Here is a 25,047-nt window from a genome sequence, read left to right as displayed (position 1 = left end):
AGTTTGATCAGCGGATCTCATGGACGCCACCTAGCCATCCAGATCGAACGTCCCCGACAGCCCGGCGTGCAGCACCGGCCGATAGCCGGCACGGAGCGCGCGCACCGTCGAGGGCGGCGTCAGCAGTTGCGGCGCAGGGACGTGCTCGCGCTCCGCGCCATAGCCGGCGAGCGACCACGGCCGCGCCCGACCGTGCAGCATCAGGAAGCTCTCCTGACCGGAGTGCACCATCGTGCCGTCAGGGAGCTTCGCCAACGGCAGCGGCAGCGGATGCAACCGCTTGCGGCCGCGGTCGAGCCGCTCGCGATGCAGCACCTTGTCGATCTCGGACGCACGGATATCGCCGACGCCGTTGCCCGTCTCCCACGCGGTGCGAAACCGGTTCGCATCGTCGCGGCGGCAGTAGAAGCAGGGACGATGGCCAGCAGCGAGCGCGGTGGCCTCGTCGAGGAAGAACAGCTCGGTCCAGCTCTGCGTCGCCATCACCTCGCGGCGCTTGCCGCGAAAGTCGCACAGGCAGACCAGCCAGGCCGGGCTCGACCAGCGCTTCTTCAGCAGCGTCTTGGTCGCGGGGTCATGGATGATGCCGCGATTGCCGGTGAACAGCCCGCGGTGCGGCGTTGCGACGATGTCGCCGGTCGGGGTGACGCGGTTCTGCAGCGGCATGGCGGCGCTCCGCTCTCTCCGTCGTCATTCCGGGGCGGCGCGCAGCGACGAGCCCGGAATCCACACTCCCGCTCGTGGTTATGGATTCCGGGCTCACGCCCTGCGGGCGTGCCCCGGAATGACCGCGAGAGTCGATTTCACGCCGCTCCGTCGCGCAGCGGCGGCGCGAAGGACAGCGCGGTGTCCCAGGGAAAGAAGATCCAGGTGTCCTGCGACACCTCGGTGATGAAGGTATCGACCAGCGGCCGCCCCTTGGGCTTGGCATAGACCGTGGCGAAATGGGCGTCGGGCAGGATCTCTCGGACCATGCGGCCGGTCTTGCCGGTGTCGACGAGATCATCGACGATCAGGAGCCCCTTGCCGGTGCCGCCGCCGAGTTGCGCGGTGTCGGCCGAGATGCCCTTCAAGACCTGCAGCTCGCCTTGTTTGGTGTGATCATAGCTCGCGATGCAGATCGTATCGATGACCCGCACGCCAAGCTCGCGCGCCACGATCGCCGCCGGCACCAATCCGCCGCGGGTGATGGCCACCACGGCGTGAAACGGCCCGATCTCGTTGAGCCGCCACGTCAGCGCCCGGCAATCCCTGTGAAACTGGTCCCAGGACACCGGAAAGGCCCGGCCGGCGCGCTCCTCTGCGCTCAAGGTCTTGTCTGTCATGTCGTCCCGTCCGCCCTCGCCCGCCGCCTCTGATGACACCTGCCGCGCAAAGTCCCGGTCATTCCGGGGCAAGGCCGAGAGGCCTTGAACCCGGAATCTCGAGATTGTCTTGCGTTCATTTCTGACAATCTCGGGATTCCGGGTTCAATCGTCAACGCTTCGCCGCTTCGCGTCTTCGCATTGACGCTTGCCCCGGAATGACGGCGAGCGCGCAAGCCGCCTGGCTCTTTGCGACGTCGTAAACTTAGCGCGTCACGTTGAGCCCGGCGAGCATCTCCTTCACCGCGGCCATCGCCGCCGTCAGCTTGTCCTGGTCGCGCGAGCGCACCACCAGATGCGTGTTCGGCTTCTGGTCCTCGTCGGTGAAGGGATAGCTGCCGATGATGGTGTCCGGATGCGCCTTGGCAATCTCGCGCAGGGGGCCGCCGATGTCGCCCTCGCGGGCGTTGGCGCGCACCGTCTCCGAGAGCATGCGGACGCCCGATTTCAGCTTCGGCGCGACGATGTCCATCATCGCCTGCATGATCGAGGGCACGCCGGCCATCACGATGACGTTGCCGAGCTTGAAGCCCGGCGCCAGGATGGTTGCGCTCTGGATCAGCTCGGCGCCATCAGGGATGCGCGCCATCCGCAGACGGGCTTCATTCAGCTCCTGCTCGCTCCAGCGCTCGCGGAAGCGCGCCACGACCTCGGGGTGGTGGTCGATGCCGACGCCGAAGGCCTTGGCGATCGCGTCCGCGGTGATGTCGTCATGGGTCGGCCCGATGCCGCCGGTCGTGAACACATAGGTGTAGCGGTGCCGCAGCGCATCCAGCGCGGCGATGATATCGCCCTCGTCGTCCGAGACCACCCGGACCTCCTTGAGGTCGATGCCCAGATTGGTCAGGTATTCGGCGATGAAGCCGATGTTCTTGTCCTTGGTCCGCCCGGACAGGATCTCGTCGCCGATGACCAGCAATCCCGCGGTGACGATGTCGCTCATGGTATCTCCTCGCATCTGGCGTCTCTTTTGGCCCGAGCCGTCACCAAAGTCATCCGAAACGTCGCAGCCCATGCCGCGGATTTGAGCATCGTGCAGCCGGTTTTTCGGGCACGACTTCCGCACCCCCCACGAAATGCCGCAGGAGAATGCATATCTCGCTGGCCCGGCCCTTGCTACCATCCCGTGGAGTCATGCAGTGTATGGCGAGGCTGGGACACACGGGCATCTATGGCAGTTGCGTTCGACGAAATGAACGAGCCGGGCGGCGACGTCCGTCAGGCTTATCAGGAGCTGTCGCGGTGGCTGAAGGAAACGCCGCCGGAAGCGCTGGAATATCGCCGCCACGAGGCGGAGCTGTTGTTCCGGCGAATCGGCATCACCTTCGCCGTCTATGGCGAGGCGGAGGCGCAGGAGCGGCTGATCCCGTTCGATGTCATCCCGCGCATCCTTTCCGGCAAGGAATGGACGCTGCTGGAGAAGGGGCTGAAGCAGCGCGTCAAGGCGCTGAACATGTTCCTGCGCGATATCTACCACGGCCGCGACATCCTGCGCGCCAACGTGGTGCCGGATGACCTGATCTTCCAGAACCCGGTGTTCCGCCCCGAGATGAACGGCCAGGACGTGCCGCACGACGTCTACGTCCACATCGCCGGGATCGACATCGTCCGCGTCGACGCCAACGACTTCATCGTGCTCGAGGACAACGCGCGCACGCCGTCCGGCGTGTCCTACATGCTGGAAAACCGCGAGATCATGATGCGGCTGTTTCCGGACCTGTTTGCGCGCCACCGCGTCGCGCCGGTCGAGCGCTATCCGGACGAGCTGCTGTCGTGCTTGCGCTCGGTCGCGCCGCTCAGCGCCTCGGCCGAGCCGACGGTGGCGCTGATGACGCCCGGCATCTACAATTCCGCCTATTACGAGCACTCCTTTCTCGCCGACAAGCTCGGCATCGAGCTGGTCGAGGGCCGCGACCTCATCGTCAAGAACGACGAGGTGTTCATGCGCACCACCGAGGGGCTGAAGCGGGTCGACGTGATCTACCGCCGCGTCGACGACGACTTCCTCGATCCCCTCACCTTCCGGCCCGATTCGGCGCTCGGCGTGCCCGGGCTGATGTCGGCCTATGTCGCCGGCAACGTCACGCTCGCCAATGCGGTCGGCACCGGCATCGCCGACGACAAGGCGATCTATTCCTACATGCCCGACGTCGTGAAGTTCTATCTGGACGAGGAGCCGATCCTCAAGAACGTGCAGACCTGGCGCTGCCGCGAGCCGCAGGATCTCTCTTACGTGCTCGACCATCTCGGCGAGCTCGTCGTCAAGGAGGTGCACGGCTCCGGCGGCTACGGCATGCTGATCGGCCCGGCCGCGACCAAGGCGACGGTCGAGGCGTTCCGCGACAAGCTGAAGCGCGAGCCTGAAGGCTTCATCGCGCAGCCAACCTTGGCGCTGTCGACCTGCCCGACCTGCGTCACCTCGGGGCTCGCGCCGCGCCATGTCGACCTCAGGCCGTTCGTGCTGACCGGACGCGACCGCACCACCATCGTGCCCGGCGGCCTCACCCGCGTGGCGCTGAAGGAAGGTTCGCTGGTGGTCAATTCCAGCCAGGGCGGCGGCACCAAGGACACATGGGTGCTGGATGAGTAGAGGGTATGAACATGTCTCTCGGCTCGGTCACCTCTCCCCGCTTGCGGGGAGAGGTCGGATTGCATCGCCAGATGCAATCCGGGTGAGGGGGGACAGGTCTATCAATTCGCACCACCCGTGCGGCTGCCCCTCACCCCAACCCTCTCCCCGTAAAGAACGGGGAGAGGGAGCGCACCGTCTCTTCCGCACCTCATAGATTGCCCATGCTGTCGCGCACCGCCGAAAACCTGTACTGGCTGGCCCGCTATGTCGAGCGCGCCGAGTATCTCGCCCGCACCATCGACGCCACCTTGCGCGTCACCGCGCTTCCCGCCGCCTATATCGGCAAGACCAACGAATGGGAATCGGCGCTGCTGACCGCCGGCGTCAGCGCCAGCTTCTATGAGGCCTACTCCGAGGCCAACGAGCAGAACGTCGTCGAATATCTCTCGTTCAACCAGTCGAACCCGTCCTCGATCAAGAACTGCATCGAGGCCGCCCGCCTCAATGCGCGCTCGGTGCGGACGGCGCTGACCTCGGAGATGTGGGACACCATCAACGGCTCCTGGATCGAGCTGCAGGAGGTCTGGAGCAAGGGCACGAAGACTCGCGAGGAGCTGGCGCGCTTCCTGCGCTTCGTGCAGGAGACCTCGCTGCGCTTCGACGGCTCGGCCTATCGCACCATGCTGCGCAACGACGCCTACTGGTTCTCGCGGCTCGGCCTGCATCTGGAGCGCGCCGACAACACCGCGCGCATTCTCGACGTGAAATATCACGTGCTGCTGCCCGAGGAGGAGCATGTCGGCGGCCCGCTGGACTACTATCAGTGGACCTCGATCCTGCGCTCGGTGTCGGCGCTGACCGCCTATCACTGGGTGTATCGCGAGACGCTGAAACCCTGGCTGATCGCGGACCTCCTGATCCTCAACGACACCTTGCCGCGCTCGCTCGCCAGCTGCTACGGCAATCTCGTCCGCAATCTCGACCAGATCGGCGTGGCCTATGGCCGCCAGGGTCCGTCGCAGCGACATGCCCGCGGCGTGCGCAACCGGCTCGAGCATTCCAACATGGACGACATCTTCCAGCGCGGCGTGCACGAGTTCATCCAGGAGTTCATCTCGGACAATTCGCGGCTGGGAGAGATCATCACCAAGCAATATCTGATCTGATCGAGTAAGGTGAAAAGTTCTCGGCCGTCGTCATGGCCGGGCTTGACCCGGCCATCCACGTCTTCCTTGTTCTCCCGGTGAGACGCGCGTGGATGCCCGGGTCAAGCCCGGGCATGACGATGGATTGACCGGCATCCCATCGGACACGACCATGCGCCTGCGTATCTCTCATTCCACCACCTACCGCTACGAGCCGGCGGCGACCGGCGCCATCCAGATCATCCGGATGACGCCCGGCAGCCATGACGGCCAATATGTGGCGGAATGGCAGATCGACGTGTCGACCGATTCACGTCTCGACATGCATGAGGATGCGTTCGGCAACGTCACCCACGTGATCACCCACGGACCGCTCGAGGACCTCACCATCACGGCAGAAGGCCTGGTGGAGACGCACGACACCGGCGGTGTGCTGAAGGGCGCGGACGAGCGGTTTCCGCCGAGCTTCTTCCTACGGCAGACCCCGCTCACCACGGCCAATGCGGCCATGGCCGGCATCGTGCGGGATCTGCGCGCGGAGTCGGAAAGCGACGTGCTCGGCTTCCTGCACACGCTGATGATGCAGGTCTACGAGCACATGACCTTCGACGAGGACCCGACCCATAGCGGCACCTCGGCGGCGGAGGCCTTCGTCCTGAAGCGCGGCGTCTGCCAGGACTACGCCCACATCTTCATTGCCAGCGCGCGCGCCGCGGGCATCCCGGCCCGCTTCGTCTCCGGGCACTTCCTGCGCTCCGATGGTGCAGTGCACCAGGAGGCCGGCCATGCCTGGGCCGAGGCCTTCATTCCGGATCTCGGCTGGGTCGGATTTGACGCCGCCAACTGCATCTGCACGACGGATGCGCATGTGCGGGTCGCGATCGGGCTCGATTATCTCGGCGCCGCCCCGGTGCGCGGCACCCGCTATGGCGGCGGCACCGAGACCCTCACCGTGAAGGTCAAGGTCGAGCAGGTCGGCCGCGGCGGCCAGTCGCAATCGCAGTCGCAGCGCCAGTCCTGAATTCCGGAACGCGCCCGCAGCCTTCCCAGCGGTGTCATTCGGGGGCGCCCGAAGGGCGAGCCCGGAATCCATCGGGCGACGGAGCACGCGGGACAATGGATTCCGGGCTCGTCGCTGCGCGCCGCCCCGGAATGACGACCTATCGTGGAGCAGCGGCTCGCCGGAGCCACCACCGTCTCGGCGGGGTTGGACGCGCCACCGAATTTCGCTACTAATTCGCGCTCTGGCTCGAGGGGACGACGATGACGTATTGCTGCGGAATTCTGGTGCGTGACGGGCTCGTCATGATCGCGGACACCCGAACCAATGCCGGTCTCGACAACGTCTCGACCTTCCGCAAGCTGCACATCTTCTCCAATCCGGGCGAGCGCATCCTGGCGATCGCCAGTGCCGGCAATCTGGCCATCAGCCAGTCCGTGCTGTCGACCTTGACCGAAGGCATCGAAGACCCGGAGACCGGCGACGTCGAGACCCTGATGAACGCGCCGACCATGTTCCAGGCAGCCCAGCGCATCGGCAAGGCGATCCGCATGGTTCACGCGACCGAAGGGCCGGCGCTGAAGGCCGAGGATATCTCGTTCGACGTGTCCTTCCTGTTCGGCGGCCAGATCAAGGGCTCGCGGATGCGGCTGTTCATGGTCTACACCGCCGGCAATTTCATCGAATGCACCACCGACACGCCCTATTTGCAGATCGGCGAGCACAAATACGGCAAGCCGGTGCTCGACCGCGCCATGCACTACGATGTCGAGCTCTACGATGCCCTGAAGACGGGCCTGATCTCGATGGATTCGACGATGCGCTCGAACCTCGGCGTCGGCATGCCGATCGACGTGCTGGTGGTGCGCGCCGAAGCCTGCGAGGCCGACCTCAATCACCGGATCGAGGCCGGCGAGCCCTATTTCCACGATCTCCGCTCGCGCTGGTCGGCGGCCTTGCGCGCGGCGCATAACAACATTCCAAGGCCGCCCTATAAGACTCAAAGCGAATCAAAACACTGAAACTGCAGATCACGCGAACTGCAAAACCACTGAAGGTGAGGACTCATGGCTGAAGCGGCAAAGAAGATCGCACTGGTGACGGGCGCAGGCACGGGTGTCGGCCGCGCCACATCGCTGGCGCTGATGAACGCAGGCTTCACCGTGGTGCTGGCCGGCCGCCGCAAGGAGATGCTGGAGGAGACCGCCAAGCTCGGCCCGGCCGGCATGAGCCTGCCCGTCTCGGCCGACATGATGGACCCCGCCTCGATCGCGGCGCTGTTCGACACGGTCAAGTCGACCTATGGCCGGCTCGACGTTCTCTTCAACAATGCCGGCATGGGCGCGCCGCCGGTGCCGTTCGAGGACCTCACCATGGAGCAGTGGCAGTCGGTGGTCGCGACCAACCTCACCGCGCCGTTCCTGTGCACGCAGCACGCCTTCCGCATCATGAAGGACCAGAACCCGCGCGGCGGCCGCATCATCAACAACGGCTCGATCTCCGCGCATGCGCCGCGGCCGTTCTCCTCGCCCTACACCTCCACCAAGCACGCGATCACCGGCCTCACGAAAGCGTCCAACCTCGACGGCCGCGCCTACGACATCGCCGTCGGCCAGATCGACATCGGCAATGCCGAGACGCCGATGACCGAGCGCATGGTCGGCGGCGTGCTGCAGCCCGACGGCCGCATGATGCCGGAACCACGCATGGACGTGAAGGCGGTCGCCGACGCCGTGGTCTACATGTCCGGCCTGCCGCTGAGTGCCAACGTGCTGTTCATCACCGTGATGGCGACGAAAATGCCGTTCGTCGGCCGAGGCTGACGAGCTCGTCGCGATCGCGCCCCTGCTCTCTCCCCTCGTCATTCCGGGGCGCGCGCAGCGCGAGCCCGGAATCCATAGCCGCAGGCGGTGACGTGGCGGGAGATGGCAGTGGCGACGATCTTCGCCTCACAACTTGTTGTGGCTATGGATTCCGGGCTCATCGCTCCGCGATGCCCCGGAATGACGGCGGAAAGATTTGCGCGCGTCCCGGCGTGAACGAAGAGAGCGAAAGGCCCTACTCCAGCCGCTCGACCTTCCGGAGCTCCGGAAATAGCTTCATCCACGCCAGCGCGATCGCCATCGTTCCGACACCGCCGAGGACGGCGGCGGGCATGGCGCCGAGCAGCGCGGCGGTGAAGCCGCTCTCGAATTGGCCGAGCTGGTTGGAGGCGTTGATGAACAGGAAGTTCACCGCGCCGACGCGGCCGCGCATCTCGTTCGGCGTGGCGAGCTGCACCAGCGAGAAGCGGATGACGACGCTGATCGTGTCTGCAGCGCCGAGGATGGCGAGCGCCAGCACCGAGATCCACATCACGTGCGAGACGGCGAACACGACGGTCGCCGCGCCGAACACGATCACCGCCTGAAACATCCGCAGTCCCACGCGGCGACGGATCGTGTAGCGCGCCAGCACCGCCGTCATCATCAGCGCGCCGACGGCAGGCGCGGCGCGCAACACGCCGAGCCCCCACGGCCCGGTCTGCAGAATGTCGCGCGCATAGATCGGCAGCAGCGCCGTGACGCCGCCGAGCAGCACCGCAAACAGATCGAGCGAGATGGTGCCGAGAATGGCCGGATTGGCGCGGATGAAGCGGACGCCGGCAAACAGGTCGGCACTGCCGCCGTCGAGCCGCTCGGCCGGCACATCATCCGGCACCTGCATCAGGCCGGTCAGCGCCATGCCGCCGAGCCAGAACAGCATCATGATGCCGTAGGGCAGCCCAGGCGCGACGGCATAGGCGAAGCCGCCGATGGCGGGGCCGGCGATGGTGGCGAGCTGCGCCGCGCCGCTCGACAGCGCGCTGGCCCGCTGCAGCGTGCCTGCCGGCGCGATCAGCGGCAGCAGCGCGGCGGTGGCCGGGCTCTCGAACGCACCGGCGATGCCGAGCACGAACACGGCCGCGAACAGCTGCAGCTCGGCGAGCTGGCCGGCATACGCCCCCCAGCACAAATAGAGCGCGGTGATCGCTTCGGCGAGCTGGCACAGCTGCACCACGCGCTTGCGCGGATAACGATCGGCGGCGCTCCCGGCTACGAATACCAGCAGCGCCGTCGGCAGGAACTGGATCAGCCCGACCATGCCGAGATCGAAGGCGCGCCCGGTGAGATCGTAGATCTGCCAGCCGATCGCCACCGCGGCGATCTGGCTCGCGAACCGCGACAGGCTGCGTGACGACAGGAAGAACAGGAACGCGGCTTGCTTCAGGAGATCCTGCGCGCCGGTCGGAGCGGTGGTGGACATGATGGCGCCTTGCGTGACGCAGGCCCAACTGCTTGTCAATCGCGAGCCCCGCATGGCCGCACGGCATTGCGCGGGGCTGTTCCATCAGCTCATAATGCCATCGGTTCGGGGGATCTGATGCTTCAGCTGCAATCGGCGTTCGGGATCGTCGCGCTGCTTGCGATCGCGTGGGCGCTCGGCGAGAACCGGCGGGCCGTTTCGCTGAAGCAGGCCGCGCTGGGGCTGGTGGTGACGATCCTGTCGGCGCTCGTCCTGCTCAAGGTCCCCACCGTCGCCCGCGCCTTCGGCGCCATCAACGACGCGGTCGGCGCCATCTCCGCGGCCTCGCGCGCGGGGACGTCGTTCGTGTTCGGCTATGTCGGCGGCGGCGCCCTGCCGTTCGACCTCAAGGCGCCCGGCGCCGATTTCGTGCTCGCCTTCCAGGCGCTGCCGATCGTGCTGGTCATGAGCGTGCTGACGACGCTGCTGTTCTACTGGCGCGTGCTGCCGCCTCTGGTGCGCGGCATGGCCTGGCTACTCGAGCGGACGCTCGGCGTCGGCGGCGCCGTCGGCCTCTCCACCGCCGCCAACGTCTTTCTCGGCATGGTCGAAGCGCCGCTGTTCATCCGCCCCTATCTCGCGCAGATGACGCGGAGCGAGTTGTTCCTGGTCATGACCGGCGGCATGGCCGGTATCGCGGGCACCGTACTGGTGCTGTACGCGACACTGCTTGCGCCGCTCATTCCCGACGCCGCCGCACATTTTGTCATCGCCTCGGTGCTTGGCGCGCCCGCCTCGATCCTGATCAGCCAGATCATGGTGCCGGAGACCTCGAAACAGCTCACCGGCGGCGCGCTCGGCGATCCGGACATGCAGGCCTCCTCGACGATGGACGCCATCGTCAAGGGCGCCAGCGCCGGGCTGGAGCTCCTGATGAACATCGTCGCGCTGCTGCTGGTGCTGGTGGCGCTGGTCTATCTTGCGAACGCGATCCCGTCGCTGCTGCCGGCCGTCGGCGGCGCCGCCATCTCGCTGCAGCGGCTGCTCGGCCTCCTGATGGCGCCGGTGTGCTGGCTGATGGGCCTGCCCTGGTCGCAGGCCGTCACCGCCGGCAGTCTGATGGGGACCAAGACGGTGCTCAACGAGCTGATCGCCTATGTCGAGCTGGCGAAGCTCGACCCTGCCGCGCTCGACCCGCGGGCGCGGCTGATCATGCTGTATGCGATGTGCGGCTTCGCCAACTTCGCCAGCCTCGGCATCATGATCGGCGGCTTGGGCACGATGGCGCCGACGCGCCGCGACGAGATCAACGCGCTCGGCCTCAAGTCAATCGTCTCGGGCACCCTTACCACCTGCCTGATGGGCGCGATTGTCGGGGTGTTGACCTGACCGAAGGCCGTCATTCGACAGCACCTCCTCGCGACAGAACCGGACTATTTCAAGCGGTCCGGAGCGTGAAGGCTCAAATACCCTTTGGCCTCCTCGTTGAATTGGTTGATGGTCAATACGGACTGAAACACTTCGACGGCTTCACCAACTCTGCCCGCTTGATTCAGCGCACGTCCGAGATTGACGTTATACTTCTCACTCCCTTTTTCGAAGTCGGCGGCCGCACGGTATTCGACGATTGCCTCGTCGATCAGATGCTCCCGCATGAGCAGGTCACCCAAGCCATTGTGGGCGTCTGAGAATGCAGGATCGAGCTTTGTCGCTTTCCGATTTTCTTCAATCGCATCCTTGATCTTCCCGTCTCCCTCGAGAGCAATAGCCAAATTATGATGGGCTATTGCGAAAGCCGGATCCCAGCGTATTGCCTTCTTGTATTCCTCAACGCCTTCAGACTTCTTGCCTGACGCTATCAATGCAAGTCCAAGGTTGTTGTGAACGGCCGCGTCGGTCGGCTTTAGTCTCACCGCCGTCCTGTGCTCACCGAGAGCCTCGTCGAGTCTGTTAGCTCGCCTTAGAAGCCGACCCAACTGATCGTGCGCGAGATAATATGTCGGATCCACCCGAACAGCCGCGCGAGCCTCACTCAGCGCACCGTCCATGTCCTTTGCGTCCCGCCGCACGTTACTCAGATTCAAATGCGCTGCAGCAAAATTTGGGTTGAGCGCGATAGCAATATTCAACGCTTCTATCGCAGCATCGTCTTCCTTTCGCTGATGGAGAATTGCACCCCTCAAATTGTAGGCCCAGGCAACGTCTTTGCTATTTGGATCCTCGGTGATGATCTGTTCGGCCAGATCGAGTGCGGCGTCCATCTCCTTGTTGGACGCAAGATATAAAGCCGCCAGATATGGCCGGGTTCTCTTCATCAATTCTGTAACTGCCGCAGCGATGATTTTCTCCGGATCTTCGGATTCATCCGCATCGCGCTCATAGAATTGCTGCCCGTTGATCCTGAGCCGGAGCTGAAGCTTGCCTTGGTTGACCACGAATTCACCACTTACCGATTGGCTTCGCGTGCTCCGGAATAGCGATCGTACGTATGACAGCACCGCATCAATGGAGATTCCGACGGTGGGCACGACGATATTTGGCAGTTCTCCATGAAGCGCGACTTGCGACCGCTCCACACGAGTCTCAACCGAGTTGAGGTACTTCAAGATACTATCACGCAAAAGATGCGCAGCGACATCCGATGAATAGCCTCGATCGGCGAGGACCTTTGGCACAGCAATCTGGTCAATGACGAGAGCATGTTGCATGAGCCCCCGAACCACGATCAGCACCAACAGGAGAGCTGCAGATGCTCCCAGCAATTTCGCTACGATTGTTGAGAAGTGCTCATAGACATATCCCAGCACGTCCAGGATTGTACTCCGGCCTTTTTGAGGAGGGATTGGCCGCGAGAGCCGCGCCTTCCGGGCCGGCACGCTGAACGTCTGTCTCCGGCCTTGCGGACACGGAATGAAAGATCGGGAGCTGGACATGATGCCGTCTCGCTGCATCAATCTTCAAGCATCCTAATCGCACGATCACATGATACGCAACTTGAGATTTTGAGAAGACCGGATACACCTTTTCGTCCGGGCATCTTCAGCGCATTCTGCCATCCCCAGAGAGCAGATCTGATCCCCGAGCCGCCTCGCGCTTGGATGATCGCGGATTGTTTTGAGGAGTTGCGCCGCCCGCTGCTTTAGCGCCGAACGCAGCGGATCGGTAACTGCCCGATTTCGTAGGACCAGCGCCTTCCCGCGATCCACTGCGCGGCCTGGCCTTCTTCGGATCAATCGTCGCGTGCTCGCTCGCGGCCGGCCTGACGGGCGCGGTCGTCCGCGCGCTGATTGGAGCCAAGCTCGCTCGCACCCGGCAGAAGATTCGGCGCAATCTTCGCCATCACATGCACCGAACCCTCGGCGGTGAGATGCGCATGGTCGAAAGACAGCGGAACGTCGTTCGCCATCAATGGACAAACCCGGCCCTCGCAAGCAGCCGTCAGGATTGAAATATAGGAAAAACCCTCGCCCGCCGGCAGCGCCGCCTGCATGGCCTGGTCCAGCGCGAAGATGTCCGAGCGCACAAAGTCCGCTGGATCCGGCGTTACTCCGCGCAGCATGGCGCGGGCCAGCATGGAGGGTAACCGCGCCCGGAATTGCACGGAAGGGCCGAGCAGCACCACCGGAATGCCCCTCTCGTTCAGACGCCGCAGCGTCTGCCGGAGGTCGCGAACCATGCCGGCGAAGCGCGGCGGGCGTGCATCCTCGAGCCAGTCCGCCGACATCACGACGAGATCGGGCCGGTTCGAGGCGAGATAGTCGCGCATCTGGCTGGCCAGGGCGCGGCAGGCGGCGACGCCCTGCGTCTCGGCGCTGAAGGTCGGCATGCAGGTCGGCTGGCTCGCCTGCATGAGGTTGACGGCGTCCGGATCGAGCTGCGCCTTGAGGCCGTAATAATAGTGCGCGGCATAGCTGTCGCCCCACAGCAGCACATTGGCCTTGCCGTCGACATGACGCAGGCAGTCGTCGGGTACCCGCCCGTCCGGGGTCGTGAAGCAGCTGCCGTAACGATAGACCGGCTTGATGTCGTAGCCGTTGTAGGCGTCGAGGCGCTGGGCTGCGCGGTCCGCATCCGAGGTGGCGCCGGCAGGCAGCAGAGCCGTCGCGCTGCCGGCGAGTAGCGCGACACTCGCGAGTGCGGCGAGAGCGAAGGCCGCGCGCGGCGTCGCGGCGAGCTGACGCTGGCGAAACGGCTGCTCGATGAATCGCCAGGACAGCGTGGCCAGGGCGACTGTGAGGGCGAACACGACCGCCCGTTCCCAACCATCGAGCGCAAGGCCGGGCTTGGCGAAGCGCGCAAAGACAAACAACGGCCAATGCCAGAGATAGAGCGAGTAGGAGATGCGGCCGACGAACGCCGCCACGCCGAGCGGCGATAGCCGGCTGCGCGGCACGTTGGCGACACCGGCGCCACTCCACAAGAACAACGCGGCGCCGAGGCACGGCGCGAGCGCGTTGATGCCGGGAAAGCCGGGCCCCGGGCGCAGCGACAGGATCGGGACCGCCATCAGCAGCAGCGACAGCATGCGGGTCGAGCGCTGGACCAGGCCGGCCTGCGGAGCCGGAAGGCCGGAGACAGCAACGAGGCTGCCGAGCAGGAATTCCCAGGCCCGCGGCGGGCTCAGGAAGAAGGCGCTCGCGGAGGCGCCTCCTCGCATCAGCATGAGGCCAAGCGCGAACGAGCCGGCCGCAAGCAGCAGCAGCGTGACGGGCAGCGCCAGCCGGCGGCCGCGCGCGATCCGCAACACGCCCCAGATCGCCACGGGAAGCACGAGATAGAACTGCTCTTCGACGGCGAGCGACCAGGTGTGCAGCAGCGGCTTCTCCACCGCGGCATGGTCGAAATAGCCGGACTGCTGCCAGAAGAAGATGTTCGAGGTGAAGGTGACGACGGCCATGGCCGAGCGGGAGAACTCGGCGCGCTCCGAGCTCAGCAGATCCCAGGATGCCGGGATCGCGGCAAACGCCACCATGACATAGAGCGCCGGCAGCAGTCGCCGCACGCGCCGTTCATAGAAGCCGGCAAACGAGAACTGCCCTTTGGCGATCTCGGCCGTGATGATGCCGGTGATCAGATAGCCGGAGATCACGAAGAAGATGTCGACACCGACGAAGCCGCCGAAGATGGCGGGCGCTTCGAAGTGGAAGCCGATGACGGCGAGCACCGCGATGGCGCGGAGCCAGTCGATGTCCTCACGATGCGCGGGAGCTGACGCTGCGGTCGAGCCGGCAACACCGGGCTGCGCGGGCGCATGCAGCCGTGGCGCGCGCTTGGCCGTGGGAGCGTATTGAACGACGAAGGAGGGCAACGGGACGGATACGCCTTACACAAGCCCGCGCCGAACGCCGCTCCGCATCCGTCGCCGGCCCGTCCGTCCCCATCACGCGGGACTGGACGTCAACACACACGCGCGACGGCCGCCGTCCATCGCGCGTGAAATGTTTCCATCCGTTTCTGTCGCCTTTACGTCGTAAGTTCGACGGTTTTGAAGTCGGCCGGCAGGATCACTTCGAGCAGCTCGACGTCGTCGGAATAGTCGAGGATCATGTGCCGGATCTTCGGCGGCTGCGTCCAGCAGCTGCCCTCCTTCATCAGGGTCTCGCCAACGCCTTCCAGGTAGCTCTTCACCCAGCCCTTGAGCACATAGACCATCTGGAAGTCGACGGCATGGGTGTGCAGCTTCGACACCTCCTGCGGATTGCACGGCGGCAGCATGCGGATGACATGCGCGCGTGCGAGGCCATGGGTGGCGGCGGCGATGCCGAGATCGCGATAATGCGCATAGGCACGCAGGCCGTCGGCCTTGAAGTCCTCCTCGCGGTGGTGAGAGATCGCGACCTTCTGCTTCGGCCGCCGCGGCGCCGGCGCCGGCCGCCCCTTGCTCACGAGCGCCTTGCGCGCGGACGGCGCGGCCGCCCTGCCCGGCCTGGCGGGCGTGTTGCCAAGCGTCTTGGCGATGGTCTTGGCGATGGCCTTTGCGCTGGCCTTGGCGGGCGCCTTCGCCGCCGTCTTGCTGCCCTTACTGATCTTCAGCGCCGCAGCCTTGGTGGCGGCGCGTGATACTGATTTTGTCGTACGGCTCTTGCTGGCCATGGTGCTCTCCCTGCGAGTCCTCATCACGAGGGTAGCACATGTTGTCGAACCTCAGCAGCTTCTCCCACAAAGGTCGTCATTCCGGGGCGTGCGCAGCACGAGCCCGGAATCCATTCCTCCGCGCGTTATGCCGCCCGATGGATTCCGGGCTCGCGCTGACGCGCGCCCCGGAATGACACCGGTGATAGGGCGGCGGCGAGCTCGACGCAGGGCAAGCACCCACATTGGAAAAGCTCAGGAGCCGCTGCAAAAAACGGTCGTCATTCCGGGGCGTGCGCAGCACGAGCCCGGAATCCATTCCTCCGCAGATGATGCCGCCCGATGGATTCCGGGCTCGCGCTAACGCGCGCCCCGGAATGACACCGGTGGTGGGACGGCGGCGAGCTCGACGCAGGGCAAGCACCCACATTGGAAAAGCTCAGGAGCCGCTGCAAAAAACGGCCGTCATTCCGGGGCGTGCGAAGCACGAGCCCGGAATCCATTCCTCCGCGCGTTATGCCGCCCGATGGTTTCCGGGCTCGCGCTGACGCGCGCCCCGGAATGACACCGGTGGTGGGACGGCTGCGGTGCCCTTCAGCTCAATGCAGCCGGAACACGCCGTCGACGGCGCGCAGTTCGGCCGGCTTGATCAGCTTCGAATGCGCCACCGTCACCGAGTGCAGCGGGCCCTCGATCTTCTCCTGCCAGAACGCCAGGAAATCCTGCAGCGCCGGGAATTTCGGAAACAGGTCGTAGTTCTGCCAGACATAGGTTTGCAGCAGCGAGCGATGGTCCGGCATCCGATACAGGATCTGCGCGGTCGTCAGCCCATAACCCAGCACCTGTTTCCGAAAGTCCTCGGAAACCTCAACCCTCGACACCATGCCAACCCTCCGTTTCTGGAGCGCATGTCCGCGTGGCAACCGGGATGGAGCCACCCGGCAAAGATGCGCTCACTGCAAAAGAAATGTGACGCATGTCCTCAACCCATCTCAAGCTTAAATGTTTAACGGCATGTTGAAAAATGCTGCATTAGCAGCCACTTAGCCCAGGTGCTAATACGGTGTTTCGCGTTTCGTTCCGCTCGTGTTAACGCTATCGGAACGCTTTGGCAGAGCGCGCAGTTGACTGCTAATTTTTCTGCTACAAGGCCTTGCCCGGCTGGACACTCTCCCCTAAATCCAGCCCGCGTGCTGGCACTCGCCGGCATCGACTGCCAAATCTCCAGAAACTGACAATCGCTTCAATTGCTTAGGAGGACTGTATGGCTTTCCGTCCGCTTCACGACCGCGTCGTGGTCAAGCGCATCGACGCCGAAGAGAAGACCGCTGGCGGCATCATCATCCCCGACTCGGCCAAGGAAAAGCCCTCGCAGGGCGAAGTGATCGCGGTGGGCCCCGGCGCTCGCGACGAGAGCGGCAAGCTGGTCCCGCTCGACGTCCAGGTCGGTGATCGCGTGCTGTTCGGCAAGTGGTCGGGCACCGAGGTCAAGATCGACGGCCAGGAGCTGCTGATCATGAAGGAAAGCGACATCATGGGCGTCCTGACCGACGTCGGCGCCAAGAAGAAGGCCGCCTGATCCAAGCTCGCACAACGCTCACCCTGAGGAGCGCGCCTGCGGGCGCCTCGCCAAGGGGTGAGACAGACAATTCAACTCAGGGAAACCCAATATGTCAGCGAAAGACGTAAAGTTCGGCGTCGAAGCCCGCGACCGCATGCTGCGCGGCGTGGACATTCTCGCCAATGCCGTGAAGGTCACGCTCGGTCCGAAGGGCCGCAACGTCGTCCTCGACAAGTCGTTCGGCGCTCCCCGCATCACCAAGGACGGCGTCACCGTCGCCAAGGAGATCGAGCTCGACGACAAGTTCGAGAACATGGGCGCGCAGATGGTGCGCGAAGTCGCCTCGAAGTCCGCTGACGCGGCCGGCGACGGCACCACCACCGCGACCGTGCTGGCCCAGGCCATCGTGCGCGAAGGCGCCAAGGCGGTTGCCGCCGGCATGAACCCGATGGATCTGAAGCGCGGCATCGACCTCGCGGTCGAGGCGGTCGTCGCCGATCTCGTCAAGAACTCCAAGAAGGTCACGTCGAACGACGAGATCGCCCAGGTCGGCACCATCTCCGCCAACGGCGACTCCGAGATCGGCAAGTTCCTCGCCGACGCCATGAAGAAGGTCGGCAACGAGGGTGTCATCACCGTCGAGGAAGCCAAGTCGCTCGAGACCGAGCTCGACGTCGTCGAGGGCATGCAGTTCGATCGCGGCTACATCTCGCCCTACTTCGTCACCAACGCCGACAAGATGCGCGTTGAGATGGACGACGCCTACATCCTCATCAACGAGAAGAAGCTGTCCTCGCTGAACGAGCTGCTGCCGCTGCTCGAGGCCGTGGTGCAGACCGGCAAGCCGCTGGTCATCGTCGCCGAGGACGTCGAGGGCGAGGCGCTGGCCACCCTGGTCGTGAACCGTCTGCGTGGCGGCCTGAAGGTCGCTGCCGTCAAGGCTCCGGGCTTCGGCGACCGCCGCAAGGCCATGCTGCAGGACATCGCGATCCTGACCGGCGGCCAGGCGATCTCGGAAGACCTCGGCATCAAGCTCGAGAACGTCAACCTCTCCATGCTCGGCCGCGCCAAGAAGGTGATGATCGACAAGGAGAACACCACGATCGTCAACGGCGCCGGCAAGAAGGCCGACATCGAGGCGCGCGTTCAGCAGATCAAGGCGCAGATCGAGGAGACCACCTCGGACTACGACCGCGAGAAGCTGCAGGAGCGTCTGGCCAAGCTCGCCGGCGGCGTCGCGGTGATCCGCGTCGGCGGCGCGACCGAGGTTGAGGTGAAGGAGCGCAAGGATCGCGTGGATGACGCGATGCACGCGACCCGCGCGGCTGTCGAGGAAGGCATCCTGCCGGGCGGCGGCGTCGCCCTGCTCCGTGCCTCCGAGCAGCTCAAGGGCGTCCGCGCCAAGAACGAGGACCAGAAGACCGGCATCGAGATCGTCCGCAAGGCGCTCTCCGCCCCGGCCCGCCAGATCGCGATCAACGCGGGCGAGGACGGTTCGGTCATCGTCGGCAAGATCCTCGAGAAGGAGCAGTATGCGTACGGCTTCGACTCGCAGTCGGGCGACTACGTGAACATGGTGTCCAAGGGCATCATCGACCCGACCAAGGTCGTGCGCGCCGCGATCCAGAACGCGGCCTCCGTTGCCGGCCTGCTGATCACCACCGAGGCGATGGTCGCCGAGCTGCCGAAGAAGAACGCCGGCGGCCCCGCGATGCCTCCGGGCGGCGGCATGGGCGGCATGGACTTCTAAGTCCGGCTCCCAACGCGAATACCAAGGGCGCAGCGCAAGCTGCGCCCTTTTTGCTTTGGACGTGTAGAATGGGCAAAGGCGGCCACGCCGTCGCCGCAGGCGCGAACGGGTGGCGCCATGCCCACCATCTTGCTGATGAGTTTGCAGGACGATGGCGGGCACGCTGCCGCCTTTCAGCGGCCGCTTTCCGCACACTCTGCCGACCTCACGCCGGCGCGTGCTTCAGCGCACCATCGTCCCGATCCGCTCGAACCGGGCCCGTGGTCCTTCGTCGACACCGCCGGCCCCCGAGAAGAAGATCATGCCGAAGCGGCCGATGAGGTTCTCGACCGGGATCGCGCCGATCTGTGACATGCGGCTGTCGGTCGAATTGTCCCTGTTGTCGCCGAGCATGAACAGATGTCCGGCCGGAACGGTGGTCGGGTTCGTCTCATCGAAGGCGCCGTGGTCGAGACAATCGATCGTCTCATAGCTCGCGCCGTTCGGCAGCGTCTCCCGCCAGCGCTTCGCCGGACGCGAACTTCCCGCACAAGCCTCCTCGCCCGCGACATCGGCCAGCCGCTCGCGCGCGACCGGCTGTCCGTTGAGATGAAGCACGCCGTCGCGCATCTGGACGCGATCTCCGGGCAGGCCGACCACCCGCTTGACGTAGTCGACGCCGCCTTCGCCTCGCGGCAGGCGGAAGACGACGACGTCGCCGCGCGCGGGCATTGCGCCGAAGATGCGCCCCGCGAACAGCGGCGGCGCGAATGGCAGCGAATAGCGGCTGTAGCCATAGGCGTATTTCGTCGCGAACACGTTGTCGCCGACCAGCAGGGTCGGCATCATCGAGGCGGCGGGCACGCTGAACGGCTGGAAGGCAAAGGTTCTGACGGCCAGCGCGCCGAGCGCCGGCACCAGCAGCGCCGCAACGGCATAGGTGAGGATGCCCCGCCAAAGACGGAGGCCTGCGACCTCGGCCATCATCGCTGCGGTCACGGCCATCGCCCAGAGGCCGCAGATGGCGCCCAGAATCTGCAACGGCATCGAGACGCCGGAGACCTGGCCCGCGCTCGCTGATGCCGCAACGATCGCGACGCCGCCGAGAATCATCGGCAGTCCGCCAAAGGCGAGGGCTGCGCGCATCGCCGCGGCCGACGCCTGGCCGCCCAGTCGACGCACCAACCATGCAGCGATCGCGCCGAGGACATAGAGATTGATCACGCCTAGCGCGCCCCCGATCGCCAAGCAGAACAGGAGCGCGCGCCAGTCGAACAGATCGTTCGCCGTCCCGAAGCCGAGCACCGTGTTGATGGCCGAGGCGACCCCGCCTGCAACCGCGAGCGGCACAACGAGCGGATGCGGCAACCGCGCGACGATGCGCGCAATCGTGCGCCGCGGGTGCAGCCACACCGACACGAACGGCGATCCCTCGGGCGTCGTCACGGACATGCTATCGGACATGGATCATCCTCATTCGGCACAGCTTCACTTGAGCCGCGCGCGACATGATTGCGGTCAATCATGCCGCGCGCGCAAGCGAAAGCGCAAAGGTTATTGCACGGGCAGAGCCCGCCTACGACGGCACCGATCGCTTCTTCCGCCACGGCGCGTCGTCCTCCCAGTCGCCGGCCATGATCGAGCCGTAGGGGATCACCTCGTCGACGACCTCGCCGAGCCCGAAGCGCGCGATCTGCGCGCGTACTGACGCCGCATTCTTGTAGGCCTGCGGCAGCTCCGAGAGGTCGGGCTTGCCGCAATAGAACCGCGCGTCGATGCCCTCGGGAAGGTCGGGGCGATGCTCGCGCAAGAATGCCTTGCGGCCGAGATTGCGGCCGGCACCGTGCGGCGCGAAACCGAGCGCGTCCTTGTTGTCGCGATGCTTGATGATCAGCACCGGCTCGGCCATGTTGAGCGGCACGATGGTGCGGCCGTCATCGTCGGCCGAGAAGCCGGACCAGTTCGGCGTTGCTCCCTTGCCGTGGTAGTACAGGCCATCGCTCTTCTGGAAGACGAAGTTGTGCTCGTTCCAGAACCGGTCGGCGACGGCATTGCCGAGCTTGGCCGCTGCGAGATCATGGATCGCGTGATGATTGGCCCTGGTCCACAACCGCGCCACCTGCAGCGCCTCCCAATAGGCACGGCCGTCGTCGCTCGACGCCCTGATCCAGGCGCTGTGCTCCGGGACCTTCGGCGCGTGGATCGCGGTGTGTTTGCGCGCGACCGCCATGCCGCGCTTGTAGAGCTGCGCGCCGAAGCCGCGCGAGCCGTGATGCGTCACCAGCGCGGCCTGCCCGGTCGATTTGAGATGCCCGACGAAGGCGAAGTGATTGCCGTCGCCCTGCGTGGCGAAATGGCCGACGGCGAAGCGCTCCAGACCTTTGAGGAAGGGGTTGGTGTCGAAACCCTGCATCACCTCGTCGGGCGGCTGGTGCAGCCGGTCGCGGCCGCCGGGACCGAAATGGGTCACCGCGTGAACGGCATCGAGGATGCGCTTGGGATCGTCCTTGCGCGCGAACACGGTCACCGCCACCGAGCAGCAGATATCAGACGAATGGAAGCCGGGATGGATGGCGTCCTCGCACGCCACCACGCCGCCCACGGGAATGGTGCCGAGCGCCGTGCCCGACGGGCAGGCGTCGGGCATCACGGCGCCGGCCACGATGGTCGGCACCCGCATCAGCGCATCCATGTGCTGCGCGACCGCCGCGACATTGGCACGCTCGAGCTCGTTCTCGGCCTCGATCAGCATCGCAAACGGCACGCCATTGGTGCGCATCAACGCCTCCGCCGGCTGCAGCGCCTGCAACGCGACGAAGATCGCGTCATCATCGGCACCCTCGGCGCGCAGCGCGTTCGCGGTCGCCAGCGCGTCCTTGAACCAGCGGCCCGGCTTGAAGCCCCAGGCGATCAGAGTGTTTCCGTCGATCATGGCAGGTCTCGCGTTCGGTCGGATTCGTTTGTTGCCGCAGGTCGCAATCGCGTTCACACGCGACACTCCGACCGCGGTCATTCCGGGGCGGCGCGAAGCGACGAGCCCGGAATCCATAGCCACAGCAAGAGATGAGGCACGGAGATGGCCGTGGCGCCTGTCTTCGCCACATCCCCGATCGGGGTTATGGATTCCGGGCTCAGCCGCTGCGCGGCTGCCCCGGAATGACAAGGAGAGAGTTTGGCGTCTCACCTCGCACGCCGGTACATCACGTCGGTCCGCAGCACGTATTTACGTCCCCGCGTCACCCGATCGCCGCGATGCATGATCGGGTGGTGGAACAGCAGCGCCATGCCCTGCTGCGGGGTGATGCGGAGCGGACCTTCCGGCATCAGGCCCGTGTCGTCGCAGAACGAGGTGGCCCCACCTTCGAAATCATCGTTGAGATAGATCAGGAAGGTGAACAGGCTGCGCTCGCCGTTGTCGCGGGCGAAATGGCCGTCGCGATGCCAATCGAACTTCTGGCCGACGTCGTAGCGATACAGCCGCAACCGCTCGTTTAGCCCGACCGGCTGCCAGCGATGCTGGAACGACGGCGCGAGATGACCGGCGAGCCGTGCATAGAGACTCTGCGCCCGCTCGGCGTCGTCGACCATGACGCGCTCATTGTTGCGCACGTCCTTGGCAATGATCATACCCATCGAGGTCGAGATCGGCGCATCCCCGAAGCCGATCGCCTCACCCCAGCGGATGTAGTCATCGCACTCCTCGGCCGACAGAAAGCTCGCGATCGTCTCGATGTCGTCAGCGTGCCAAGTGAGCTCGGTCATCATCATATCCTCCATTCCCGCCGTCATTCCGGGGCGCGCGCAGCGCGAGCCCGGAATCCATAGCCACTGCCGCTCGTGTGGTACGAGATGCAAATGGCGCTCCCGTTCGTTCAACTCCCCTCGTAGTTATGGATTCCGGGCTCAGCCCTGCGGGCTGCCCCGGAATGACGAGGGGAGAACGAGGACGCGCTCAATCCTTGAACGGATCGAACTCGCCCTCGCCGGCCATCACGACCGCGAACGGCCGCAGCGTGTGCACCACCTTCACCGAGCCGGCGTGCTCGGCCAGCACCTCGGGCAGGCGCCGATAGGCCATCGGGCTCTCGTCGAGGTCGGCGCCGATCAGGGTGACGCCGCGGCTCTGCAGCCAGGCGTCCATCTCGTCGCGGGTGAAGCGCCGCTTTGCCTCACGCCGCCCGAACATTCGCCCGGCCCCATGCACCGTCGAGTACAGCGACGCCTTCGCCTCCTCCGACTCGACGCCCTCGATGATGACGGCGTCGTCGCCCATTGAGCCCCCGACGAAGCCGCGCTGCCCCGGAAAGGCCGGCGTGGCGCCCTTGCGCACCACCCACAGATCGCGCCCGTCGTGGGTCTCACGCCAGGCGTAGTTGTGGTGGTTGTGCACGCTGTCGGTCACCGCGCCGCCGATGATCTGGCGCACGCGCTCCACCACCCACTCGCGGCCCGCATAGGCGTAGCGCCCGGCGAGCTGCATCGCGGCGATGTAGCGCTGCCCGACCTCCGAGTCCTCGTCGACGACGGCGGGCGGCACGTTCATGCCGTCCTTGCCGCCGGCGGCCTTGAGGTAGCGCGTCGCCGAGGTGTGGCCGAGACCACGGCTACCGAAATGCACGCCGATCCAGACCAAGCCGTCCTCGTCGCGCATCAGATCGACATAGTGGTTGCCCGACCCGACCGTGCCGAGCTGCCCGACCGCCTTCTGCCGGTAGGCGTCCATGTCGGACTCCCGCCACGCATCGGCATCATCGAACAGCTCATGCTCGACGCGCTCGGCGTTCTTGCGGCCGACGCCGAACGAGATCACCTTCGACACGTCCTTGATGATCGCGCCGACCTTGTCCTCGATCGCGCTGAACGGCGTGTCGAGCCGCACCGCCATGTTGCCGCAGCCGATGTCGAAGCCGACGCCGGAGATGCTGATCTGCTTCTCATAGGCGATCACCCCGCCGACCGGCTGCGCGTAGCCGAGATGACCGTCGGCACAGATCACGCCGGCGACGGCATTGCCGACCGCCATGCAGTTCTTCATCTGCGCGATCGTGGCAGCCTCATGCGTCCCGAAAACCTTCAGCGGGCTGTTCTGGTACTGCGCCGCCTGCGGCCGGTTGGCCACCGTGTCGGGCAGCGCCGCGGCCTCGCGCGCGAGCTGCTCCTTGCGCGCGGCGTCGCGGAAGGTGCACCACAACGGCATCGAGCGCTGGCCGGGCCGCTCGACCCGCGCATCCGGATCGAGCCCGGCCTCGACGGCCAACTCTCGCGCACGGTCTTTGTAGGGATCGGCTCGCATCGGATCCTCCTCTTTGCTCGCATCAGGACGCGGAGCACCAACACGGTGCTTCCGCCATCGACGCTCGCGCGAACCGTCGCGCAAGCGGGTTGTGCAGGCCAGGAGGTGGATCTGAGTTGAGGGAGACTCCGCGTGGGGAGCCCAGTCTCGGGATGATCGTCGCTCTGGCCGGGTCGGCAGAGGGACGATCCCGCTGCCGCGTTAGGCTATCAGTCTGATATTGACGGGTAGCACGTTGGCTGCGGAGACCGCCGGCACGCGCAGGACCAGCTCACGGCGCCGCGATTGCGGCAGCGCGCTGTCCTTGATGTGGCGTGGGGTCGGATACGACATGGGTCTCTCGCTGCGGATCAACCGCGTGGAAGTTGGCGCGTGCAGATACAGGGTGTTTTTGGACTTGTAAAGTGACGATGGTGCAGCTCGTCGGAAATCATTGCGATGTGGCTTCGATCGACCTCATCACTAAGGATCGTGGCTATGGATTCCGGGCTCTCGCTACGCGAGCCCCGGAATGACGGGCGGAGAGACCACGTACTCTCTCCTCCCGTCATTCCGGGGCAGCCGCGCAGCGGCTGAGCCCGGAATCCATACTCATTATGAGGATTTGAGCCGAGCTGCTCATCTACAGATTCCGGGATACAGATCATCCCAGCTCGGGTTCTGCTCCTCGATCAGCCTGATCTTCCAATCCCGCCGCCACTTCTTCAGCTCTTTCTCGCGGGAGATGGCGCTCGTTGGATCATCATAGATCTCGAACCAGACGAGCTTGCCGACGTCGTAGCGGGACGTGAAGCTTGGCGTGGCCTTAGACCGATGCTCATGGACCCGGCGGACGAGATCATTCGTCACGCCAAGGTACAGCGTGCCATGCTTCTTGCTCGCAGGCAGATAGACGTAGTACGCCATCGGACAGCCGTGGTTATGGATTCCGGGCTCGCCCTTCGGGAGCCCCGGAATGACGGCGGAGAGAGCCCGTACCCTATCCGCTCGTCATTCCGGGGCTCGCGAAGCGAGAGCCCGGAATCCATACTCCCGAAACTCAGTTGA

At 65.3% G+C, this 25,047-nt stretch carries 22 protein-coding genes; 8 read left to right on the top strand and 14 right to left on the bottom strand.

What is annotated here, in order from left to right:
• Window positions 1–30 precede the first annotated feature (30 nt).
• The 3 genes from QXZ94_RS04720 to QXZ94_RS04710 all read right to left on the bottom strand — a co-directional run bounded on the left by QXZ94_RS04720 (window position 31) and on the right by QXZ94_RS04710 (window position 2,307).
• Window positions 31–666 carry a hypothetical protein gene (locus QXZ94_RS04720; RefSeq protein ID WP_315719452.1) on the bottom strand — a complete coding sequence of 212 codons (636 nt, stop codon included), beginning with the start codon at window positions 664–666 and terminating at the stop codon, window positions 31–33.
• Between the two features lie 137 nt (window positions 667–803).
• Entirely contained in the window at window positions 804–1,325 is a 522-nt protein-coding gene (gene gpt, locus QXZ94_RS04715; protein WP_315719451.1) for a xanthine phosphoribosyltransferase, read from the bottom strand.
• A 244-nt stretch (window positions 1,326–1,569) separates the two neighbouring features.
• Window positions 1,570–2,307 (bottom strand): competence/damage-inducible protein A, encoded by a 738-nt coding sequence (locus QXZ94_RS04710; RefSeq protein ID WP_315719450.1) that lies wholly within the window; start codon window positions 2,305–2,307, stop codon window positions 1,570–1,572.
• Window positions 2,308–2,535: 228 nt separating this feature from the next.
• Here QXZ94_RS04710 and QXZ94_RS04705 point away from each other — a divergent pair, with 228 nt between their 5' ends.
• The 5 genes from QXZ94_RS04705 (at window position 2,536) to QXZ94_RS04685 (ending at window position 7,904) form a co-directional block, all read left to right on the top strand.
• On the top strand, window positions 2,536–3,954 hold the full coding sequence (locus QXZ94_RS04705) for a circularly permuted type 2 ATP-grasp protein (protein ID WP_315719449.1): 1,419 nt from the start codon (window positions 2,536–2,538) through the stop codon (window positions 3,952–3,954).
• A 203-nt stretch (window positions 3,955–4,157) separates the two neighbouring features.
• Window positions 4,158–5,102 (top strand): alpha-E domain-containing protein, encoded by a 945-nt coding sequence (locus tag QXZ94_RS04700; protein ID WP_172113850.1) that lies wholly within the window; start codon window positions 4,158–4,160, stop codon window positions 5,100–5,102.
• A gap of 151 nt (window positions 5,103–5,253) precedes the next feature.
• Window positions 5,254–6,102, top strand: coding sequence for a transglutaminase family protein (locus QXZ94_RS04695; RefSeq protein WP_315719448.1), 849 nt, complete (start codon window positions 5,254–5,256; stop codon window positions 6,100–6,102).
• Window positions 6,103–6,344: 242 nt separating this feature from the next.
• Entirely contained in the window at window positions 6,345–7,103 is a 759-nt protein-coding gene (locus QXZ94_RS04690) for a peptidase (protein WP_172113848.1), read from the top strand.
• Window positions 7,104–7,148: 45 nt separating this feature from the next.
• Window positions 7,149–7,904: an SDR family oxidoreductase gene (locus QXZ94_RS04685; protein WP_315719447.1), complete on the top strand. Its 756-nt coding sequence runs from the start codon at window positions 7,149–7,151 to the stop codon at window positions 7,902–7,904.
• Window positions 7,905–8,139: 235 nt separating this feature from the next.
• Here the strand turns inward: QXZ94_RS04685 and QXZ94_RS04680 are convergent, their stop codons facing one another.
• Window positions 8,140–9,366 carry an MFS transporter gene (locus QXZ94_RS04680; RefSeq protein WP_315719446.1) on the bottom strand — a complete coding sequence of 409 codons (1,227 nt, stop codon included), beginning with the start codon at window positions 9,364–9,366 and terminating at the stop codon, window positions 8,140–8,142.
• A 117-nt stretch (window positions 9,367–9,483) separates the two neighbouring features.
• Between QXZ94_RS04680 and QXZ94_RS04675 the strand changes: the two genes are divergently transcribed.
• The gene (locus QXZ94_RS04675; RefSeq protein WP_315719445.1) at window positions 9,484–10,734 is read left to right on the top strand and encodes a NupC/NupG family nucleoside CNT transporter; all 1,251 of its coding nucleotides are present in this window, start codon (window positions 9,484–9,486) and stop codon (window positions 10,732–10,734) included.
• A 44-nt stretch (window positions 10,735–10,778) separates the two neighbouring features.
• Here the strand turns inward: QXZ94_RS04675 and QXZ94_RS04670 are convergent, their stop codons facing one another.
• The 4 genes from QXZ94_RS04670 to QXZ94_RS04655 form a co-directional block, all read right to left on the bottom strand.
• On the bottom strand, window positions 10,779–12,152 hold the full coding sequence (locus QXZ94_RS04670; protein ID WP_315719444.1) for a tetratricopeptide repeat protein: 1,374 nt from the start codon (window positions 12,150–12,152) through the stop codon (window positions 10,779–10,781).
• 422 nt (window positions 12,153–12,574) lie between these two features.
• A complete protein-coding gene (locus tag QXZ94_RS04665) occupies window positions 12,575–14,653 on the bottom strand; it encodes an acyltransferase family protein (RefSeq protein WP_315719443.1) in 2,079 nt (692 codons plus the stop codon).
• 155 nt (window positions 14,654–14,808) lie between these two features.
• Window positions 14,809–15,438 (bottom strand): cupin, encoded by a 630-nt coding sequence (locus QXZ94_RS04660; RefSeq protein ID WP_315719442.1) that lies wholly within the window; start codon window positions 15,436–15,438, stop codon window positions 14,809–14,811.
• A 578-nt stretch (window positions 15,439–16,016) separates the two neighbouring features.
• The gene (locus QXZ94_RS04655; protein ID WP_009030613.1) at window positions 16,017–16,301 is read right to left on the bottom strand and encodes an usg protein; all 285 of its coding nucleotides are present in this window, start codon (window positions 16,299–16,301) and stop codon (window positions 16,017–16,019) included.
• A 380-nt stretch (window positions 16,302–16,681) separates the two neighbouring features.
• Here QXZ94_RS04655 and groES point away from each other — a divergent pair, with 380 nt between their 5' ends.
• On the top strand, window positions 16,682–16,996 hold the full coding sequence (gene groES / locus QXZ94_RS04650; RefSeq protein ID WP_008969797.1) for a co-chaperone GroES: 315 nt from the start codon (window positions 16,682–16,684) through the stop codon (window positions 16,994–16,996).
• A 91-nt stretch (window positions 16,997–17,087) separates the two neighbouring features.
• Window positions 17,088–18,728, top strand: a complete 1,641-nt coding sequence (groL, locus tag QXZ94_RS04645; protein ID WP_315719441.1) for a chaperonin GroEL — start codon at window positions 17,088–17,090, stop codon at window positions 18,726–18,728.
• 222 nt (window positions 18,729–18,950) lie between these two features.
• Here the strand turns inward: groL and lepB are convergent, their stop codons facing one another.
• The 6 genes from lepB to QXZ94_RS04615 form a co-directional block, all read right to left on the bottom strand.
• Window positions 18,951–20,159, bottom strand: coding sequence for a signal peptidase I (gene lepB, locus QXZ94_RS04640; RefSeq protein WP_315726098.1), 1,209 nt, complete (start codon window positions 20,157–20,159; stop codon window positions 18,951–18,953).
• Between the two features lie 124 nt (window positions 20,160–20,283).
• Window positions 20,284–21,639, bottom strand: a complete 1,356-nt coding sequence (locus QXZ94_RS04635) for an RtcB family protein (protein ID WP_315719440.1) — start codon at window positions 21,637–21,639, stop codon at window positions 20,284–20,286.
• Between the two features lie 248 nt (window positions 21,640–21,887).
• Complete coding sequence (locus QXZ94_RS04630) at window positions 21,888–22,469, bottom strand: 2OG-Fe(II) oxygenase (RefSeq protein WP_315719439.1); 582 nt, start codon at window positions 22,467–22,469, stop codon at window positions 21,888–21,890.
• A 190-nt stretch (window positions 22,470–22,659) separates the two neighbouring features.
• Entirely contained in the window at window positions 22,660–24,000 is a 1,341-nt protein-coding gene (locus QXZ94_RS04625) for an RtcB family protein (protein ID WP_315719438.1), read from the bottom strand.
• A 201-nt stretch (window positions 24,001–24,201) separates the two neighbouring features.
• Window positions 24,202–24,333, bottom strand: a complete 132-nt coding sequence (locus QXZ94_RS04620; RefSeq protein ID WP_315719437.1) for a hypothetical protein — start codon at window positions 24,331–24,333, stop codon at window positions 24,202–24,204.
• Window positions 24,334–24,618: 285 nt separating this feature from the next.
• Window positions 24,619–24,906 (bottom strand): GIY-YIG nuclease family protein, encoded by a 288-nt coding sequence (locus tag QXZ94_RS04615; protein WP_315719436.1) that lies wholly within the window; start codon window positions 24,904–24,906, stop codon window positions 24,619–24,621.
• Window positions 24,907–25,047 lie beyond the last annotated feature (141 nt).

Source organism: Bradyrhizobium sp. SZCCHNS2022, assembly GCF_032377575.1.
In the GTDB taxonomy this organism is placed as follows: Bacteria; Pseudomonadota; Alphaproteobacteria; order Rhizobiales; family Xanthobacteraceae; genus Bradyrhizobium; species Bradyrhizobium aeschynomenes.
The sequence above is the reverse complement of the archived record's forward strand: the minus strand, read 5'-3'. Positions and strand labels throughout refer to the sequence as shown.